A 19,274-nucleotide genomic window follows, 5' to 3' on the forward strand; every position below is an offset into this window, starting at 1 on the left:
GCATTTCAGATAAATTCTGTCTATTGTTCACCCCCGACGCCTTCGCGCGCGAGGAAGCGGAGGCCGGGGGCGCGGAGTGGAAGGCCGATGCGGTGCGAGACTCAGTGAACGACGATCCCGGCGGCGAGCAGGCGAAGATCACCCCGCCCAAGACGTGGGCGGCCGGCGTCCCGGCCGTCGCCCACGCGCTCCAGTACTCGCTCGCGGAGACCTCGCCCCGTCGTACGGCGCTGAACCTGCTCGACATCAACCAGACCAAGGGGTTCGACTGCCCGGGATGCGCCTGGCCCGACCCCGCCCCGGGCCGGCGGCACACGAACGAGTACTGCGAGAACGGCGCCAAGCACGCCAACGACGACGCCACCACGCGGCGCGTCACACCCGAGTTCTTCCGCCGGTACTCGGTGAGCGAACTCGCGCGCAGCTCGGACCGTTGGCTGAACCAACAGGGGCGGCTCACCCAGCCCATGGTGAAGCGGCCGGGCGCGGACCACTACGAGCCGATCAGCTGGCGCGACGCCATCGCGTTGCTGGCCGACGAGCTGCGCGCCATGGACTCGCCGGACGAGGCGGTCTTCTACACCTCGGGCCGGGCCGGCAACGAGCCCGCCTTCGTGCTCCAACTCTTCGCCCGGGCGCTCGGCACCAACAACCTGCCGGACTGCTCCAACATGTGCCACGAGTCCAGCGGCGCGGCGCTGCACGAGACGCTCGGGATCGGCAAGGGTGACGTCAGCCTCCTCGACATCCACCACGCCGACCTGGTGCTCACCGTGGGGCAGAACCCCGGCAGCAACCACCCCCGGATGCTGTCCGCGCTGGAGGAGACCAAGCGTGGGGGCGGGCAGATCGTGGCCGTCAACCCGCTCCCCGAGGCGGGCCTGATGCGGTTCAAGAACCCGCAGAAACCCCGGGGTGTGATCGGCCGTGGCACCAACATCGCCGACCAGTTCCTGCAGATCCGCCTCGGCGGTGACCTCGCCCTCTTCCAGGCCCTGAACCTGCTCCTGCTGGAGGCCGAGGACGCCGCGCCGGGCACGGTCCTCGACCGCGCCTTCATCGAGCACCGCACCACCGGGTTCGAGGAGTTCGCGGACCACCTGCGCGCCACCGTCTCCTGGCCGGACGTGCTGGCGGCCACCGGACTGACCCGCCGGCAGATCGAGGAGTTGCGGGACCGGGTGCTGGCCAGCGAGCGGATCGTGGTGTGCTGGGCGATGGGGCTCACCCAGCAGAAGCACGGCGTGCCCACCATCCGCGAACTGGTGAACTTCCAGCTCCTGCGGGGAAACATCGGCAGGCCGGGCGCCGGCGTGTGCCCCGTGCGCGGACACAGCAACGTCCAGGGCGACCGGACGATGGGCATCTGGGAGAAGATGCCCCAGGACTTCCTGGACGCGCTGGAGCGCGAGTTCTCCTTCACCCCGCCCGCCCGGCACGGCCTGGACACGGTGGACTCCATCCGGGCCATGCTCGAAGGCCGGGTCAGGGTCTTCCTCGGCCTCGCGGGCAACTTCGTACGCGCCGCCCCCGACAGCGAGCGCACCGAGGAGGCGATGCGCCGCTGCCGCCTCACCGCGCACATCTCGACGAAGCTGAACCGCTCGCACGCGGTCTGCGGCGACACGGCCCTGATCCTGCCGACCCTCGGCCGCAGCGAACGGGACTGCCAGGGCGGTGAGGAGCAGTTCATCACCGTCGAGGACTCCATGAGCCAGGTACACGCGTCGGCCGGACGCCTGGAGCCCGCCTCAAGTCACCTGCTCAGCGAGGTCGCGATCCTCAGCCGGTTGGCCCGCCAGACGCTCGGCGACAGGGTGCCCGTGCCCTGGGAGGACTTCGAGGCGGACTACGGGAACATCCGCGACCGCATCGCGCGGGTCGTCCCGGGCTTCGAGAACTTCAACACCAGGGTGCGGAAGCCGGGCGGCTTCGCCCTGCCCAACCCGGTCAACGAGGGGGTGTTCCCCACCCCCGGCGGCAAGGCGCGGTTCACCCGCAACGACTTCACGATGCTGCGCGCCCCCGAGGGCCACCTGCTGTTGCAGACGCTGCGCTCCCACGACCAGTGGAACACCGTCCCCTACACCACCGACGACCGGTACCGGGGTATCCACGGCTCCCGCCGGATCGTCCTCGTCCACCCCGCCGACCTGGCCGCCCTCGGGCTGGCCGACGGCGCGAAGGTGGACGTGGTCAGCGTCTGGCAGGACGGCACCGAACGCCGCGCCGAGGACTTCCGGCTCGTCTCCTACCCCACCACCGCCGGCTGCGCCGCGGCCTACTACCCGGAGACCAACGTCCTGGTGCCGCTCGACAGCGTGGCCGACACCAGCAACACGCCGACCTCCAAGGGCATCGTCGTCCGCCTGGAGCCGCGCCCCTGACGCGCCGGGCCGACCGCGCCGACCACCCGCGCTGAGACAGCCACCCCGCGTGGCGACGGTCCCCCGGCGTCGCGACGGCCGCCCCGCCTGGCGACAGCCGCCCGCGTCGCGACGGCCCGCCGCGCCGGGACGGTGGTCCGGCGTGGTGGGGCGGTCGGCCCGTGCCGTGCCGGCGCCGAATGGCGGGCCGGCCGGGTGCGGAGCACAGTGGAAGGCGACCGCGACCCGCGAGGTAAGGGGCCTCCCATGGCGAAAGACCGAGAGCTGGGCAAGGGAGACCACGTCTCCTGGAGCAGTCACGGACAGTCCGTCCCCGGGAAGGTCAAGAAGAAGATCACCAAGCGCACCGAGGCGGCGGGGCGCACCGTGGCCGCCTCGGAGGAGGAGCCGCAGTACGAGGTCGAGAGCGACAAGACCGGCCGTAGGGCCGTACACAAGCCGAAGTCCCTGCGGAAGCGGGGGGACGGGGCGTGAGCGGCGCGAGTGACACGGGCCGCGAGGAGACCAGGCGCGAGTTCGGTGAGGCCGTCAACATGACGGCCGGCGACCTCAGGGCGTGGCTGGCGACGGACGAGTCGAAGAGCGTGGGCTGGTCGGATGACGGGGGCGAGAGCGTCGGCCACGCCTCGGGGCGACGCATCGTTGAGTTGTTGAACACGAAGCAGGCCGACCTCAGCGACGACGACCTGGCCCACATGCGGAAGGTCGTGGGCTACGTCCATCGGCACACGGCCCAACGACCCAGCGGCGACGTCACCCACACCAAGTGGCGCTACTCCCTCATGAACTGGGGACACGACCCGACGAAGTGACACGCGCCCGGCGCGCGGACCCTCGTCCCGCCGTGGCCGGAAGCCGCCGATGCGGATGGCGGCGGATCGGGCGCGCTGGTCGGGGGCGCGCGGAGAGCGGCGCGAGCGGCGGTGGGGCGGTACGGAGCCGGCCCTCCGCCCGGGCGCGCCGGTCGCGTGACGCTACTCCGAACCTGGCCGGTTGACCAGGTCAAGGCGGTCCCGTGCGGACGGTGCAACCGGGCCCGGACGGTATTCCCCCCGGTCGTGCCACGGAGGCCAGCGGGCCCCGCTTCCGAGCCCATGGGCATGGGGTTACCGAGCGGTTAAAGCGCGCACCCCGCCGTCGGTATTCGAGGCGCTTTCGAGATAAATGGCCCATGCAGCGGACATGACTGCCAAATCCGTCCAGCTCCCCGGCGAACCAGCCGTCGCCACCCCGTGGGCGCAATGTCCAGTGCGCCGGCGGCGACCTGAGGTTTCCGTGTACCGGTGTCCCACGCTCCGATTTCGACGCGGCGAAACGCCCCGCCTTGTCGCTGGCGAATGACATCGGCCACCGTGCGCCGTCGCGCCGAACGGCATGCGGTGCCGCGGGGTATGCCCGCTAATCCTCCGGATCGGGGCGTGGATGACGCGCGTCAACTTAATGGATCTCGTGCGAAAGCCGCACGCCTACCTATCAGTTCCTTGTGAATGGCTAAGTCACTCGCAGGGCCGGCAAGCGGAATGATCGGCCGGCATTGCGGCACCTTGCCGGAGCCACTGGAGTGCTTTATGGTTCTGGCTCGCGGAGGGGATATGGGGCATGGTTCGGCATGGTCACAACCGCTCCCGGCCTGGCCGCCACGCCTTCTCGCAAGCTTGCCACCTGCGGAAACGTCGACGAGTGCGGGATGTGTGGAGCGCCGGAAACCGGATTTGTCGGGCGTGCGGCAATGCCCGTAACGCTTCTTTCGGGGGCGCGGTAGTTCGACCGGCGCGTACGCATGTGATCTTTCCGGAAAGGGAGAGATCACTGCCGGAAAAGGATCACGAAAGCGCCCTCGGGCGTAGAAGTGTGAGGTCAACGTCCATGTCGACAGCGCCGTCGGCCAGGTCGTCGCGGAACCAAGAAGATCCGTTCCGTCCGGCGGCCGGTAAAGCGTTGTGTGCCCTTCCGGTCTCCGTGATCCGAAGATACGAGAGGCATCGTGATCCGTATTTAGTCGTCGGCTAGTGGCGTCTGACTCTCAGGGAGTTCACGTGGCGCGAGAACCTGCCATATCAGCGAGCGACGATCCGGAAGAAGTCGCCGCAACTTCACAGGAATGGGCAAGTCCGGAGAATCGCGTAGCGGAGATCTTCGCCGAGCTGCTGGCCGAGGTCGTACAGACCGAAAGCGTGCCGCTCGACAGCCACTTTTTCGACGACCTCGGCGCGGACTCGCTGGTGATGGCACATTTCTGTGCCCGCGTCAGGAAGCGGCCGGACCTTCCCGCGGCGTCGATGAAAGACATCTACAAGTACCCGACCGTGCGCAGTCTGGCGGCGGCGCTCGCGGAGACGGCCCCCGCCCCCGTCGGCTCATCGGACCCGACACCGGCACCGGCGGCCGCGGCCCCGGAGCCGGCGCCCGAACCGGGCAGCACGGTCCGCTACGCCCTGTGCGGAGCAGCGCAACTCCTCTTCTTCCTCGGCTACGCCTTCCTGCTCACGGTCGTCACCGTGCGGGGCTACGAGTGGATCTCCGAGGCGACCGATCCGACGGGGGGTTACGGCCGGGCCGTCGTCTTCGGCGCCGCCAACTTCCTCGGCATGAGCCTGCTGCCGATCGCGGCCAAGTGGCTCCTCGTCGGCCGCTGGACGGCCCGCGACTTCCCCCTGTGGGGCCTGACCTACCTGCGCTTCTGGGTGGTCAAGGTGCTCGTCCACAGCAGCCCGTTGGCCCTCTTCGTCGGCAACCCCGTGTACGTGTTCTACCTGCGGGCCCTGGGCGCCAGGGTCGGCAAGCACGTCACGATCCTCTCGCGCAGCGTCCCGGTCTGCGCCGACCTGCTCACCATCGGCGCCGGCACGGTGATCCGCAAGGAGGCGTTCTTCCTCTGCCACCGGGCACACGCCGGACGGATCGAGACCGGACCGGTCACCATCGGCCGCGACGCGTTCGTCGGCGAACGCTCCGTCCTGGACATCCGCACGTCGATGGGGGACAGGGCACAACTCGGCCACGCCTCCGCCCTGCACAGCGGCACGGCCGTCCCCAGCGGCCAGCACTGGCACGGATCTCCCGCGCAGCGCACGGACGTCGACTACCTCAGGGTCGAGCCGGCCAGGTGCGGCACGCTGCGACGGGCCGCCTTCGGCGTCGCCGGCGTGCTCAAGACCCTGCTCGTGGTCGTGCCGCTGCTCATGGCCAGCGTCGAGGCGCTGCTGACCTGGGCGCGGACGCTGGCCGGCGGGCGGGACTCGGGCGCGGAACCCGTCACGTCCTCGGCGTTCTACGTCGAGGGGCTGGCGCTCTCACTGGTGCTGTTCGCCGGCTTCCTCGTCCTGGCCCCCGTCCTGCTGTTCACCGTCCCGCGCCTGCTGAGCCTGCCGCTGAGGCCGGGCGTGGTCTACCCGCTGTACGGCTTCCGGTACTCCATGCACCGGACGGTGCAGCGCATGACCAACGCCAGGTTCTTCCTGTGGCTCTTCGGCGACAGCTCGTACGTCGTCCACTACCTGCGATGCCTCGGGTACGACCTGTCCCAGGTGGAGCAGACCGGCTCGAACTTCGGCATCCGGGTGCAGCACGAGTCCCCGTACCTGAGCACCGTCGGCAGCGGCACGATGGTCGCCGACGGGCTGTCCATCATCAACACCGACGTCTCCAGCACCTCCTTCCGCCTCTCGCACACCTCGATCGGCAGCTCCAGCTTCCTGGGCAACCACATCTCGTACCCCCCGGGAGGCCGGACGGGCGACAACTGCCTGCTGGCGACGAAGGTGATGGTGCCGCTCGACGGCGAGGTGCGCCAGGGAACGGGCCTGCTCGGCTCGCCCAGCTTCGAGATCCCGCGCACAGTGGACCGCGACACCCGGTTCGACCACCTGCGCGACGGCGAGGGACTGCGCCGCGGCCTGGCCGCGAAGAACCGCTACAACCTCCGCACGATGGGCGTCGTCCTCCTCCTGCGCTGGGTGCACGTCCTCGTCGTCACCCTGCTCGGCCTGGCGGCCATCGGCCGGTACGACACGGTGGGCCAGTTGATGGAGGTCGCGCTGTTGGCGAGCGTGTTCGTCTTCACCGCTCTGTACTACGCGCTCGTGGAGCGGTGCATGACGCGCTTCCGCCCGCTGCGGCCGATGGTGTGCTCCATCTACGACCCCTACTTCTGGCACCACGAACGCCTGTGGAAGGTGCCCTACGCCCACCTCCAGGCACTGAACGGGACCCCGTTCAAGAGCGTGTTCTGGCGGCTGCTCGGCGTACGGGTGGGCCGCCGGCTCTACGACGACGGCTGCGACCTCTCCGAGCGCACCCTCGTGACCATCGGTGACGACTGCACGCTCAACACGGCCAGCGCCATCCAGTGCCACTCCCAGGAGGACGGCACCTTCAAGTCCGACCACAGCGCCCTGGGCGCGGGATGCACCATCGGCGTCGGCGCGCTGGTCCACTACGGCGTGACCATGGGGGACGGCGCGACCCTGGCCGCCGACTCGTTCCTGATGAAGGGCGAGGACGTACCCGCGCACGCGCGGTGGGGCGGAAACCCGGCCGGCGAACTGCGCGGCACCGCGCCACGGCCGGTCGCGACGACCGGCGCGTCTGCCACCAGCGCGGCGACGCTCGCGTCAGCGGCCGACCGGCGGGTCCTGGCACCGCGCCCCAGGCCGGACGGGGCGCCCGTCGCGAAGAGCACGTCAGGGTGACGCCGCGACCACCCGCGACCGGGTGACCGGCTGGCCCGCACACCACACGAACCACCCCCGCACACCACACGAACCACCGCACACGAACCACCGCCGCACCGCCGCGTTCCCGCGGCCAGCGACCCGCGGCGCCACGGCACGGCGAGGAGGGAGGCTCGATGAGCGCATCGATGGACGATGACCGGGAGTACTGGCGGAAGGTGCTCACCGCCGGCGGGTTCACCGCCATCCCACGGTGGACGCCCGAACCGGTGACGGGCGTCGCCGACCAGGAGGCCGAGGTCCCCGACGACCTCGCGGCGGCACTGCGCCGACGGGCGGACGAGATGGGCGTACCGCCGCACACGCTGCTGCTCGCCGCGCACGCCAGGGTGCTGGCGGCGCTCTCCGGAGAGCGGACGGTGGGCACCGGCTACGCCACGTCGCGGCCGGGCCCCGCCCTGCCCTGCCGGCTGACGACCGCGCCGGGCACCTGGCGCGAACTGGTCGCGCGGGCCCGCGACGCGGAGGCCGAACTGCTGGCGCACCAGGGCTGTGCGGTGGCCGACCTCGCGCGCGAACTGGGCCTGGACCACCTGCCGTACGAGAGCGAGCTGGACCTGACCGGCAGCGGCGGCGAGCTGGCTCCCCACACCGTGCTGCGGGTGGCGGCACGGTGGAGCGGTGAGCGGCTCGCGCTGTGGCTGCGCTACCGGACCGACGTGCTGGATGCCGAGTACGCCGCCAGGGTCGCGGGTTACCACCACACCGCGCTCGCCCAACTCGCCGCCGACCCGGACGCCGAGCCCGCCCGGCAGAGCTTGCTGTCCGCCGCCGAACACCGTTACCAGCTTGAAGAGTTGGCGGGTCCGAACCGCCCGCTGCCCGACCGCCGGTTCCACCAACTCTTCGAGGAACGGGTACGGGCCCACCCCGAGGCCGTCGCCGCCGTCCACGGCGACCGGCAGTGGACGTACCGCGAACTCAACGCCCGCGCCAACCACCTCGGCCGGGCCCTGCTGGCGCGAGGCCTGGGACGTGAGGGCGTGGTGGCCGTGTTCACCGAGCGCGACCTGGACTGGATGGCCGCCGTGATCGCCGTCTTCAAGGCCGGCGGCGTCTACCTGCCCGTCGAACCGCACCTGCCGGCCGACCGCATCGCGGCCATGCTCTCCCGCGCCGCCTGCACGCTCGCCCTCACCGGCCCCGGCACCACCGGCCTGGACCCGGCCCTGGAGGCGCTGCCCGCCGTCCGCGCCCTGCCCATCGAGGCCGCGTACGCGGAGGAGCACGCCGAGGACAACCTCGGTGTCGAGGTCGGGCCGGACCAACTCGCCTACATCTACTTCACCTCCGGCTCCACCGGCGAGCCCAAGGGCGCGATGTGCGAGCACGCGGGCATGCTCAACCACCTCTACGCCAAGATCGCCGACCTGGGGATCGGCCCGGGACAGGTGGTGGCCCAGACCGCCCCCCAGGGCTTCGACATCTCGCTGTGGCAACTGGTCTCCGCCCTCCTGGTCGACGGCCGGACCCACCTGGTCGAACAGCGGGTGATCCTGGACGTCCAGCGGTTCGTCGACACCCTCGTCGAGGCCCGGGTCAACGTGCTCCAGGTCGTCCCCTCCTACCTGGAGGCCGTCCTCACCGACCTGGAACGCCGCCCCCGCCCGCTGCCCGACCTGCGCTGCGTCTCGGTCACCGGCGAGGCGCTGAAGAAGGAGATCGCCCACCGCTGGTTCGCGGCCCAGCCCGGGATCAGGCTGGTCAACGCCTACGGCCTCACCGAGACCTCCGACGACACCAACCACGAGGTCATGGACCGGGCGCCGGAGGGCGACCGGGTCCCGCTCGGCCCCTGCGTCAACAACGTGCGGGTGTACGTCGTGGACGAGCACCTGTCGCCGGTTCCGCTGGGCGCCCCCGGCGAGATCGTGTTCGCCGGCGTCTGCGTCGGCCGTGGCTACGTCAACGACCCCGAGCGCACCCGGCTCGCCTTCCGGGACGACCCGTACCACCCGGGCCAACGCCTGTACCGGGGTGGCGACTTCGGGCGCTGGCTGCCCGGCGGCAAGCTCGACTTCCTCGGCCGCCGGGACGCCCAGGTCAAGATCCGCGGCTTCCGTATCGAGATCGGCGACATCGAGAGCGCGCTGCTGCGGGTGCCCGGCGTGCGCGACGGCGCCGTCGTCGTGGCCGGACAGGACGAGGGCCAGACCAAGCGCCTCGTGGCCTTCTGCGCCGGGCCCCACGCCGTGGCGGCGGAGGACCTGCGCGACCGGCTGCGCGAGTCGCTGCCCGCGTACATGGTCCCGACGGCCTTCCACTGGCGCGACCGACTCCCGCTCACCGCCAACGGCAAGGTCGACAAGAAGGCGCTCACCGCGCTGGCCGCCGAACGCACCGCCACCACCACCGACAACGGCCAGCACGCGCCGCACACACCCACCGAACGGCGACTGGCCCAGGCGTGGACCACGGTGCTCGGCATCCCGACCGATCGCATCGGCCGCCGGGACCACTTCTTCGACCTGGGCGGCACCTCGCTCTCCGCCGTCAAACTCGCCATCGCCCTCGACCGCGCGGTCTCCCTCAACGACCTCACCCGCCACCCCGTCCTGGCCGACCTGGCCGCCCTGGTCGACGGCCGCACCGTACGCCGGCCGGGGCTGCTGCACCCGCTGGCCGAACCGGAGGGCGAGCCCACCGCGCTCCTGGTGTGCTTCCCGTACGCCGGCGGCAACGCGGTCAACTTCCGGCCGATGGCCACGGCCCTGCGGGCCGGTGGGCTCGCGGTCGAGGCCGTCGAGCTGCCCGGCCACGATCTCGCCGCCGAGCGCGCCCCCTTCGCCCCGCTGGAGGAGGTGGTCGAGCAGGTCGTCGCCGAACTGGCCGGCCGCCGGTCACCCCGGCTGCTGCTCTGGGGCCACTCGTCCGGCGCCGCCCCCGCCATCGAGACCGCCCGCGGCCTGGAGGCCCGCGGCATACCCGTGCACCGGGTGTTCGTCGGCGCACAACTCCTCGGCGAGGCGCCCGAACGGCGCGCGGCGATCACCGAGTTGGCGCAGCGTAGCAACGCGCAGATCACCAAGGAACTGAGCGCCGACACCGGCTACAGCACCCTCGACGACCTGGACGCGCGGCACGGCGACCACATCGGCGCCGCCTACCGGCACGACTGCGTGGCGGCCCACCGCTACTTCACCGACCTTCTGGAACACCCGCCGGCCGACCGGCTGACCACCCCCCTGACGGCGGTCGTCGCCGCCGACGACCCGATCACCGCGGACGCCACGCACCGCCACCACACCTGGCGACTGCTGGCCGACCGCGTGGAGCTGCGCGAACTCGCCGACGGCGGGCACTACTTCCCGCGAACCCGCCCGGCCGACGCGGCCCAGGCCGTGCTGCGCGCCCTACAGGCGCCCGACGCGTCCGTGAACCGCGACAAGTAGGAACGAAAGGGGTACTGACATGCCATCGCCATCAACGGCGTCACCGCTCGACGTGGTGCGCCGGCCCGGCAGCCCGCCGGTGCTGCGGCTCGAAACCCGGGCCGAACCGGCCCACTGGGCGGCCCAGCACCGGGACGCGCTGCGCGCCACCGTCACCGAGCACGGCGCCCTGCTGGTCCGCGGCCTGGGCCTGGGCGACGTCGGCCAGGCCGAAGCGGTCTTCAGGGCCGTCTCCAACGGCCTCATGGGCGAGGAGAGAGAGACCTTCGCGCCCCGGCGGACGCACAGCGCGGGGGTGTACTCCTCCTCGAAGTGGCCACAGAACCAACAGATGTGCATGCACCACGAACTCAGCTACACGCTGGAGTTCCCCGGCCTGATGCTCTTCGCCTGCCTGACCGCGCCCACCTCCGGCGGGGCGACCGGCGTGGCCGACGCGCCCACCGTCCTCGACGCGCTGCCCAGGAAGCTGGTCAAGCGGTTCGAACGCCAGGGCTGGCTGCTGACCCGCAACTACAACGACGAGATCGGCGCGTCCGTGGCCGAGGCGTTCGGCACCGAGGACCGCGACGCCGTGGAGGGCTACTGCCGCGCCAACGCGATCGACTTCCGGTGGCAGCCCGACGGCTCACTCCGTACCCGCCAGCGCCGCAGCGCCGTGGTCCGGCACCCGGTCACCGGCCGGCGCTGCTGGTTCAACCAGGTCGCCTTCCTCAACGAGTGGACGATCGAGCCCGAGGTCCGCGAGTACCTGGTGGACGTCTACGGCGCCGACGGCCTGCCGTTCAACACCTTCCACGGCAACGGCGACCCGATCGACGCGGAGGTCGTACGGCAGTTGAACGCCGTCTACGAGGCCCACACCGCACGCGAGCCGTGGCAGGCCGGGGACCTGTTGGTCGTGGACAACATCCGCACCGCCCACAGCAGGGACCCGTTCGAGGGGCCGCGCGAGATCCTCGTCGCCATGGCCGACCAGGTGCGGCTCTCCGACTGCTCGCCGACGATCGAGGTGACCCACACGTGATCAGTGAGCGCTCCGCCACCGCCCAGCCCGCCTCCGCCGCCGTGCCGCCGTTCGCGGTGATCTCCGGGGCCCAGGTGCGGCAGACGATCCAGGGCCGCGAGACCTCGATCGTGGAGCTGGTCGAGGCCACCTACCGGCTGCACGGCCAGGGCGACTCGGTCAACCCGCCCTCGTACTTCCTGCGGTTCCCGGACCGCCCCGCGTCCCGGATCATCGCGCTGCCCGCCTCGCTGGGTGGACAGACGAGGGTCGACGGCCTGAAGTGGATCTCCAGCTTCCCGGCCAACGTGCCCGCCGGCATCCCACGGGCCTCGGCCGTACTGATCCTCAACGACCACGACACCGGCTACCCGTTCGCCTGCCTGGAGAGTTCGATCATCAGCGCCACCAGAACGGCGGCCTCCGCCGCGCTCGCCGCCGACCGGCTCAGCCGTGGCCGGCCCCGCCCGACCCGCGTCGGCTTCCTCGGCACGGGGCTCATCGCCCGCTACATCCACACCTTCCTGGCCGCCACCGGCTGGACGTTCGAGCACACCGGCGTGCACGACCTGGCCGCCGACAGCGCGGCCGGCTTCCGCACCTACCTGGAACAGTCGAACGCCGCGGGTCACGTCACCGTGCACGACAGCGCCGAGGCGCTGATCCGCTCCAGCGACCTCGTCGTTTTCGCCACCACCGCCGGCAGGCCCCACGTCGGCGACCCGACCTGGTTCGACCACCACCCGCTGGTGCTGCACATCTCGCTGCGCGACCTCGCGCCCGAGATCATCCTCGACTCGGTCAACGTCGTGGACGACATCGAACACTGCCTCCAGGCCGACACCTCGCCACACCTGGCCGAGCAGCGCACCGGCAACCGCGCCTTCATCGCCGGCACCCTGGACGACGTGCTCGCCGGACGTGTGAGCGTGCCCGCGAACCGAACGGTGGTCTTCTCACCCTTCGGGCTCGGGGTCCTCGACCTCGCCGTCGGCAAGTACGTCCACGACGAGGTGAGCCGCTCCGGTCACCTGCACGTCATCGACGACTTCTTCCATGAACTGCGCCGTCATGGCTGACCGGACGGGCCAGCACCGAAGGCTGAAGGGGGCGACATGACGGTCATCTCCGCTCCGGTGGACTTCAACGAGGAGGAGCTCTACGTCGACCTGCGGCCGATCGTCGGGCACGCGCTCTTCCTCAAGTGCGAGGGCTTCAACTTCGCCGGCTCGATCAAGCTCAAGGCCGCGACGGAGATGGTGGAGGCCGCCGAGTGGAGCGGCGCCCTGAAACCGGGCTCCGTCCTGATCGAGTCCTCGTCGGGGAACCTGGGCGTGGCGCTCAGCATCATCGCCGCGAGCAAGGGTTACGGCTTCGTGTGCGTCACCGACGCGCGCTGCAACCTGTCGGCCCGCCGCGCCATGGAGGCCCTGGGCAGCCAGGTGCACGTCATCCCCGAACCCGCAACCAACGACGGGCTGCTCGGCGCGCGCATCGCCCACGTCCAGGCGCTGTGCGCCGCCGACGAGCGCTACGTGTGGCTCAACCAGTACGCCAACGCCGACAACTGGCGGGCCCACTCCCGTACGACGGCACCCGCCATCGCCCGCCACTTCCCCGGGTTGGACGTGCTGTTCGTCGGCGCCGGCACCACCGGCACCCTGATGGGCTGCGCGCGCTACTTCAAGGAACTGCGCCGCCCGGTGCGGATCGTGGCGGTGGACAGCGTGGGCTCGGTGACCTTCGGCGGCGAGTCGGGCCGCCGCATGATCCCGGGCCTTGGCACCAGTGTCCGCCCGGCGCTGCTGAACGAGGCGTACGTGGACGATGTGGTCGTGGTCGAGGAGACGGACACCATCCGCACCTGCCACCGTCTGGCCAGGCGCGGCTTCCTCTTCGGCGGGTCCACCGGCACCGTGGTCAGCGGCGCCGAGCGCTGGCTCGACGCGCACGACGCGCACGACCTCACCTCGGTCGCCATCGCCCCGGACCTCGGCGACCGCTACCTCGACACGCTCTACCACCCGCAGTGGCTGCACGAGTTCTACGGCGACGACGTGCTCGCCACCGACGGACTCACCAGCGACCTGCAACGCGACCTGAGCGCCAACCACTCGGACTCGCGGGCCCGTTGACGCTCCCCGGGTCAGTCGGCGTCAGGAGTGAGCGCATGTGAGAGGGGGCACCCGGCCCGTGCCGGGTGCCCCCTCTCACATGCGGGCTCGAACCGGTGACGAAGCCGCTCTGCTCGGAGGCGTCCACGTCCCTGTCACCCGTAAGGCGCGCCGCGATTTCGGAATTCTGTGCTAACCGCCGCCGGGGAGAATGGCCGTACGAGGAATAGCCGAACGCATGCCGGCCGAGTAGGGCGCCTAATCGCACCGAGGGCGGCGGCGAAAAATACATTTCCTGCATAAAGTGCAGATCCGATGGCGTCGGCTGTCGCGGGAGCGGTACTGTCCTCGCGGAACGAACTGACCGTTGTATTACTCACGTTGAGGTTACCCCGGACGGCCGGCAAGCAGATCCGGGGCCCTCGTGCGAGACGGTTCACGCGAAAGGGTATTCGATGTGCGAACCATCAGTTCGAAGGGGCCGCTTGGGGGCACCCTTTGACGTGCTGCGACCGTAGCAGCCAGGACTTTTGGCCGAGGAGTGTCGGTGCGGCAATTGCCAGGGCTGTCATCTGCCCGGCGTGGTTGTCGGCGCCGCCTGTCTGCCGTCTCCGGCTGATACGCGTATCCCACGCGCCGGCGCGGGATGGTGGGCGCCGGGGTCGTAAGGGTGTGTCGGGCAAGGAAATCGCGCCTTGTCTGCCTGCGGGTTTATCGACGGTTCAACGAGAGGCCGGCAGCCGGCGGGTTGGCCACCGCGCCGCATGCGCCTCTGGCCGCACTCTCGTATCCAGGGGCGATGAACTGACATTGCTGTCCCGCACGGCGCGGAAATGGCATCACGTCAGGGAGAAAAACCAGGTGGGGAAGAAGGTGGTTCCCCGGTGTCCGAGGTGAAGCACGCCTGCGCGTTCTGCCGCCGCGGCATGGACGTGCGCCAGGGGCCTGGCCGTCGGCGGGTCTACTGCTCGACGACGTGCCGACGGCGGGCGCAGCGGGCGCGCTCGCAGGGCCAGCGCGAGCGGTCGAGCCAGCCCGTGTCCACGGGGCTCGCGCTGTCGGTCGCCGAGGGGCTGCCCGAGGAGGTCGCGGCGCTGCTGGCGGCCGAGCAGGCCGGCGCCGACCTGGAGGCCGTGTTGGAGCGGGCCAGGAGGCTCGCCCGCGAGGTGGAGTGCTACGTCGCGGCGGCGGTCGAGGACGGGCGCCGCGCGGGGCGGAGCTGGGACGAGGTGGCCGCCGCGGCGGCGGTGAGCACGTACACGGCCCGCACGCGGTGGGGCGAGGAGGAGGTGCGGCGTCTCCTGCGGCGTCGCGACCGCGAGCGCGGGGTGGGCCGCGACGAGGCGCCCCGGGTCAGCCCCGGCCGGGCCACCGCTGCGGGCCCGGGGGAGCACACCGCGATGGAGCGCGCGGGGCGGGCCCTGGCGGCGGCCCTGAGCCAGTTGCACGGCGACCGCCCCCTCCAGGAGTTGGCCCGGGCGGTCGGGCGCTCGCCCTCGTACATCTCGCGCATCCTCAGCGGGGAGCGCTCGGCCGCCTGGCCGGTGGTCGAGGCCCTGGTACGGGAGTGCGGCGGGCGGCCGGAGTACGTGCGCCACCTGTGGGAGAGCGCGCACGGGCTGGGCCCCCGGGCGCGCGTGGGGGTGGACGAGGCGGCCCGCCGGGTGCACGCGGCCGTGATGGGCCTGTACCTGGCCGCCGCCTGCCCCGAGGTGGAGCAGGTGTGCAAGGCCAGCGAGGCGCTGTCGGCGGAGTGGGTCGAGCGCGTGTTGGCCGGGGACGAGGTGCCCGACTGGGCGCGGTTGAGCGCGCTCGTCTCCGCCCTCGGAGCGCGCCCTGGCGACCTGCGCGCGGTGTGGGAGGGGTTGCACTACACGCTGCTCGCCACCCTGGACGCCCCGCTGGAGACCCTGGCCGACGCTGGCCCGCTCCCGCGCGGCGCGGCCGGGCGGGACGAGGGTGAGTGACCGTGCGGGCCCGGTTTCCCCAGCGTGCGCGAGCCGTGGAGGCGACCGTGGCCCACCCGGCGCCCCCGGCCGTCAGCCCGCCGCTGGAGTACACCGCCTTCTGCCACCGCCACCAGGAGCTGTACCACCGTTACAGCCGCGTCCGCCTCCGCCACGAGGTCGCGAGCCGGAACGCGGTGGCCGCCGCCCTCGGCGACCTGGCTCTGGACTGGGACGGCGCGCTACGGAGCGCCTGCCTGCCCGCCGTGGCCTGGCGGCTGCTGCGCGCCCGCGTCCGGGCGGCGGCGCGGGCGAGCGATCCACGGCCGCCCGACACCCTGCACCGGGCCTGGCCCGAGGACCAGGCGGACGCCCTCATCCTGCGCTACCGCCTCTCCCTCACCACCGACCAGGCCGCGCAACTGATGGGCGTGGACCCGGCGGTGATCGCGACGCACCTGCGTACGGCCCTCCGGGACCTGCCGCGGTGAGCGAGCGCGGCGTGGTGGGAGGCCCGGGGGAGCGCGCGTTGACGAACCCGGCGCGCGCGACTGCGCCCCGCGCCCGTCACAGTGGCTGGTTCACTTCCCTGCGCCTGCCGTGGTCCCGACCGGACCTGTCACACCAGCACCGGCCCACCTAGGATGAGCGCGCTCGACGCGCCACGATCGTCTCAAGGGGGCTGTATGGACGGGCACTTTCCGCGGAGCCCCGCCTCCCCGCGCGGGGTGGACACGAGCCAGCCCAGCGTGGCGCGCATGTACGACTACTACCTCGACGGCAGCAACCACTTCGCCGCCGACCGCAAGGCGTGCGAGGAGCTCTCCGCCCTCGCGCCGAGCACGAAGATCCTCGCCCAGAACAACCGTCACTTCCTGCGCAGGGCCGTGCGCTACCTGGCGCGCGAGTGCGGCATACGCCAGTTCCTCGACCACGGCTCGGGGCTGCCCACCCAGGACAACGTGCACCAGGTCGCGCAGCAGGTCGACCCCGCCGCCCGGGTGGTCTACGTCGACAAGGACCCGATCGTCCTGGCGCACGGGCGGGCGCTGCTTGAGGACCAGTCGCGCACCGCCGTCATCCAGGCCGACATGCGCGACACCGACGCGATCATGAGTGACCCGAGCGTGCGGCGGTTGCTGGACTTCACCGAGCCGATGGCCGCGCTGTTCGTCTCCGTACTGCACTGCATCGGCGACGAGGACGACCCCGCGGCGCTGGTACGCCGTGTCGTGTCCGCCATGCCGCCGGGCAGCTTCCTGGTCATCAGCCACCTCGTCAGCGAGGACCCCGTCACGCGTCAGGCCACCACGGACTTCATGCGCCGCAGCACCGGCGGCGACTGGGGCCGGGTGCGCGAACCACGGGAAGTGGCGGCGTACTTCGAGGGCCTGCACCTCGTGTCGCCGGGCCTGGTGGAGATCTCCACCTGGCGCCAGGACACCGACCTGGTCCGCAAGCAGCCGGGCGACGAGTGGATCGAGTACGGGGGCGTGGCCCGCACCTCGGAGTGACCCCGTGGCTGGGTGCGGGGCGTCGGCGACGGGCGGGTTACTCGAAGAAGCGGATCGCCTCGTCGAGCCTGCGACAGGTCTGCTCGGGGGTGAGCACCGAGGCCGAGAGGTGGTCCAGCTTGGCGCGGTACTTCTCGACGTCGTCCGCCTTGTCCAGGTAGATGGCGTCGTCGACCTGCTCGATGTAGACGAGGTCGGCCAACTCCGGCTCCGCGAAGTGGAGATGGGTGAACGGAACCCGGGGGCTGAAGTGGGCCTGGTCGAAGGGCACGACCTGGAGGGTGATGCCCGAGCGGTCGGCCAGTTCGCGCAGGCGCTCCATCTGGGCCCGCATCACCGGACGAGGGGCCACCGCCCGTAAGAGCGCCGCCTCCTCCAGTACGACCCACAACTCCTGCCCGCCACCGTCGAGGACGTTGCGCTGGCGCTGGAGCCGCACCTCCAGGCGCTGCCGGGCCTCCTCCTCGTCGTCCTGATCGCCGTGGGATATGTGCCACGCGTAGTGGTCGGTCTGCAACAGGCCGGGCACCAGCATCGACTCGTAGATGCGGATCCGCTGCGCCGCGGCCTCCAGTCCCACGAGCAGCTCGAACCACTTGGGAATCCCGAACGAGCTCCACCAGCCCGGTTCGGTGGACACGCCGACGAGCCCCACGAGTTGGTCGATGTGGGCCTGCGGCGCCCCGTAGAGCTGGAGGAGACGCACCACGTCCCAGGGCTGGCACGGCCGCCGCCCGTTCTCCAGGCGGCTGATCTTCGACGGCGTGACCTTGAGGTGCGCGGCGGCCTGCTCCATGGACACGCCGGCGGCCAGGCGGCGTTGCCGGAGGTGGCTGGCCAGGGCCACGCGCACCACGACCGGGCCGTGACCCGCCTTGGCCGCGTACTGCTCGATTGACGCCGGAAAGGCCGCTTCGGCTTCCATGCACGCTCCTCGGTGGAAGACTTCGGCCCAGTATTCCACCGAGGAGTGCGCGCGCTGACGCCAATGGGCGTGAAGACGAGACGACTTAGGCGATCATGAAGTCGAACTCGCCACGCTTCGCGCCGTCGAGGAAGGCCGCGATCTCGTCACGCGTGTACACAAGGGCCGGCCCGTCCTGATGACGCGAGTTGCGCATCGCGACCCTGCCGTCCGCGAGCGCCGCGAGTTCCACGCACTGGCCCTCGCGCGCCGTCCGCTGGCTCTTCACCCACGTCACACCGGCGATCGAACTGGCCGGCGTCATTCCGTTGTGCACCTGCTGCACGGGTCACCACTTTCTTGCCGTAATTCGAACAAGTTATCCGCCGAGAAATGCGATCGGGCAGCCGAAAGCCTTCACCATGGCTTCACTGTGAGTCGATCGGGGCAATTTCCAAGAGGCAATTGCCTCAGCGGCTGAGAGGCGACACTATCCAGGGGACGCTTCCCAACTCGATGCCTTCACTGGGAAATCCCTCGGAGGAATGAACCATGCCGGCAGACCGCCACGTGTCAGCTCGCAGTGGCAGGCAGCGCCACCTGCAGACCCCAGTGGCCGAAGGGGGGGCCCCCGAACTCGGCGCACTGATGCACAGCGCCCGGCAGGACTGGGCGTGCGCGCTCGGGCTGACGACCGGCAGCATGTCCGCCTTACGCCTGGACGGCACCGCCCAGAACATCCCCGCGTCCCGCCGCTTCGTACGGGCCACGCTCCGGGCCTGGGACCTGGGCGCCTACCTGGACGACGCCGAGATCATCACCACCGAACTGGTCGCCAACGCCCACCAGCACGCCTTCGGCGCGGCCCACCCGCACGCCGGCCAGCACGCCTGGCTGGCCCTGATCCGCAAGGCCAACGCCCTGTTGTGCGCCGTCGCCGACCCGAGCCCCCGGGCCCCGGTGGTGGGTCCCGACGATCCGCTGGCCGAACAGGGGCGCGGGTTGCACATCATCACCAGGCTCAGCGAGTCCTGGGGCTGGTCCCACCCCACGAGCACCGGCAAGACCGTCTGGGCCCGCATACCGACCATCGCCGGCGCGGGCGGCCCCACCACCCCCGCCTCCCGTGCCACCGGCGACCTGGCCCCCGGCGCGCCAGGCCCCGCGCGCCGCCACCGGCCCGGGGTGGGGCCCAACTCCCGTCCCCTGATGGGGGTATGAGGCCGGAGGTCTCCGCGGCGCGGGGCCCGGCGGCGTGGGTGGGCGGGCCGTGTTCCG

Annotated in this window: 14 protein-coding genes; 12 read left to right on the forward strand and 2 right to left on the reverse strand. The window is 71.3% G+C overall.

Annotated features, from left to right (window positions below; genetic code table 11):
* Positions 1-92 precede the first annotated feature (92 nt).
* From OYE22_RS28845 to OYE22_RS28895, 11 genes are all read left to right on the forward strand, one after another.
* Positions 93-2,387, forward strand: coding sequence for an FdhF/YdeP family oxidoreductase (locus tag OYE22_RS28845; RefSeq protein ID WP_277324371.1), 2,295 nt, complete (start codon positions 93-95; stop codon positions 2,385-2,387).
* A gap of 246 nt (positions 2,388-2,633) precedes the next feature.
* A complete protein-coding gene (locus tag OYE22_RS28850; protein ID WP_277323125.1) occupies positions 2,634-2,861 on the forward strand; it encodes a DUF2945 domain-containing protein in 228 nt (75 codons plus the stop codon).
* Positions 2,858-3,199, forward strand: a complete 342-nt coding sequence (locus tag OYE22_RS28855; protein ID WP_277323126.1) for a DUF3140 domain-containing protein — start codon at positions 2,858-2,860, stop codon at positions 3,197-3,199. The genes OYE22_RS28850 and OYE22_RS28855 overlap by 4 nt, the downstream gene beginning before the upstream one ends.
* A 1,224-nt stretch (positions 3,200-4,423) precedes the next feature.
* Positions 4,424-7,078, forward strand: coding sequence for a Pls/PosA family non-ribosomal peptide synthetase (locus OYE22_RS28860; protein ID WP_348652253.1), 2,655 nt, complete (start codon positions 4,424-4,426; stop codon positions 7,076-7,078).
* Between the two features lie 158 nt (positions 7,079-7,236).
* Complete coding sequence (locus OYE22_RS28865) at positions 7,237-10,512, forward strand: amino acid adenylation domain-containing protein (RefSeq protein ID WP_277323128.1); 3,276 nt, start codon at positions 7,237-7,239, stop codon at positions 10,510-10,512.
* Positions 10,513-10,531: 19 nt separating this feature from the next.
* Entirely contained in the window at positions 10,532-11,539 is a 1,008-nt protein-coding gene (locus tag OYE22_RS28870; RefSeq protein WP_277323129.1) for a TauD/TfdA family dioxygenase, read from the forward strand.
* The gene (sbnB, locus tag OYE22_RS28875) at positions 11,536-12,597 is read left to right on the forward strand and encodes a 2,3-diaminopropionate biosynthesis protein SbnB (protein WP_277323130.1); all 1,062 of its coding nucleotides are present in this window, start codon (positions 11,536-11,538) and stop codon (positions 12,595-12,597) included. Before OYE22_RS28870 ends, sbnB begins: the two co-directional genes overlap by 4 nt.
* A gap of 36 nt (positions 12,598-12,633) precedes the next feature.
* Positions 12,634-13,653, forward strand: a complete 1,020-nt coding sequence (gene sbnA / locus OYE22_RS28880) for a 2,3-diaminopropionate biosynthesis protein SbnA (RefSeq protein ID WP_277323131.1) — start codon at positions 12,634-12,636, stop codon at positions 13,651-13,653.
* 863 nt (positions 13,654-14,516) lie between these two features.
* Entirely contained in the window at positions 14,517-15,599 is a 1,083-nt protein-coding gene (locus OYE22_RS28885) for a helix-turn-helix transcriptional regulator (protein WP_277323132.1), read from the forward strand.
* 47 nt (positions 15,600-15,646) lie between these two features.
* A complete protein-coding gene (locus OYE22_RS28890) occupies positions 15,647-16,069 on the forward strand; it encodes a sigma-70 region 4 domain-containing protein (protein ID WP_277323133.1) in 423 nt (140 codons plus the stop codon).
* Positions 16,070-16,264: 195 nt separating this feature from the next.
* Positions 16,265-17,092 carry an SAM-dependent methyltransferase gene (locus OYE22_RS28895; RefSeq protein ID WP_277323134.1) on the forward strand — a complete coding sequence of 276 codons (828 nt, stop codon included), beginning with the start codon at positions 16,265-16,267 and terminating at the stop codon, positions 17,090-17,092.
* 37 nt (positions 17,093-17,129) lie between these two features.
* On the opposite strand, the gene OYE22_RS28900 is transcribed toward OYE22_RS28895, so the two are convergent.
* Both OYE22_RS28900 and OYE22_RS28905 read right to left on the reverse strand, forming a co-directional pair.
* A complete protein-coding gene (locus tag OYE22_RS28900; RefSeq protein WP_277323135.1) occupies positions 17,130-18,017 on the reverse strand; it encodes a helix-turn-helix transcriptional regulator in 888 nt (295 codons plus the stop codon).
* Positions 18,018-18,102: 85 nt separating this feature from the next.
* On the reverse strand, positions 18,103-18,342 hold the full coding sequence (locus OYE22_RS28905; protein WP_277323136.1) for a DUF397 domain-containing protein: 240 nt from the start codon (positions 18,340-18,342) through the stop codon (positions 18,103-18,105).
* A gap of 206 nt (positions 18,343-18,548) precedes the next feature.
* On the opposite strand from OYE22_RS28905, the gene OYE22_RS28910 reads away from it, so the two are divergent.
* Positions 18,549-19,217: an ATP-binding protein gene (locus OYE22_RS28910; RefSeq protein WP_277323137.1), complete on the forward strand. Its 669-nt coding sequence runs from the start codon at positions 18,549-18,551 to the stop codon at positions 19,215-19,217.
* The last annotated feature ends 57 nt before the right edge of the window (positions 19,218-19,274 follow it).

This window comes from Streptomyces sp. 71268 (genome assembly GCF_029392895.1).
Classification (GTDB): domain Bacteria; phylum Actinomycetota; class Actinomycetes; order Streptomycetales; family Streptomycetaceae; genus Streptomyces.

Coding starts and splice junctions, on each gene's coding strand:
- OYE22_RS28895 (WP_277323134.1), top strand. CDS start 16,265: ATGGACGGGCACTTTCCGCGGAGCCCCGCCTCCCCGCGCGGGGTGGAC.
- sbnA (WP_277323131.1), top strand. CDS start 12,634: ATGACGGTCATCTCCGCTCCGGTGGACTTCAACGAGGAGGAGCTCTAC.
- OYE22_RS28870 (WP_277323129.1), top strand. CDS start 10,532: ATGCCATCGCCATCAACGGCGTCACCGCTCGACGTGGTGCGCCGGCCC.
- OYE22_RS28865 (WP_277323128.1), top strand. CDS start 7,237: ATGAGCGCATCGATGGACGATGACCGGGAGTACTGGCGGAAGGTGCTC.
- OYE22_RS28900 (WP_277323135.1), bottom strand. CDS start 18,017: ATGGAAGCCGAAGCGGCCTTTCCGGCGTCAATCGAGCAGTACGCGGCC.
- OYE22_RS28910 (WP_277323137.1), top strand. CDS start 18,549: ATGCCGGCAGACCGCCACGTGTCAGCTCGCAGTGGCAGGCAGCGCCAC.
- OYE22_RS28850 (WP_277323125.1), top strand. CDS start 2,634: ATGGCGAAAGACCGAGAGCTGGGCAAGGGAGACCACGTCTCCTGGAGC.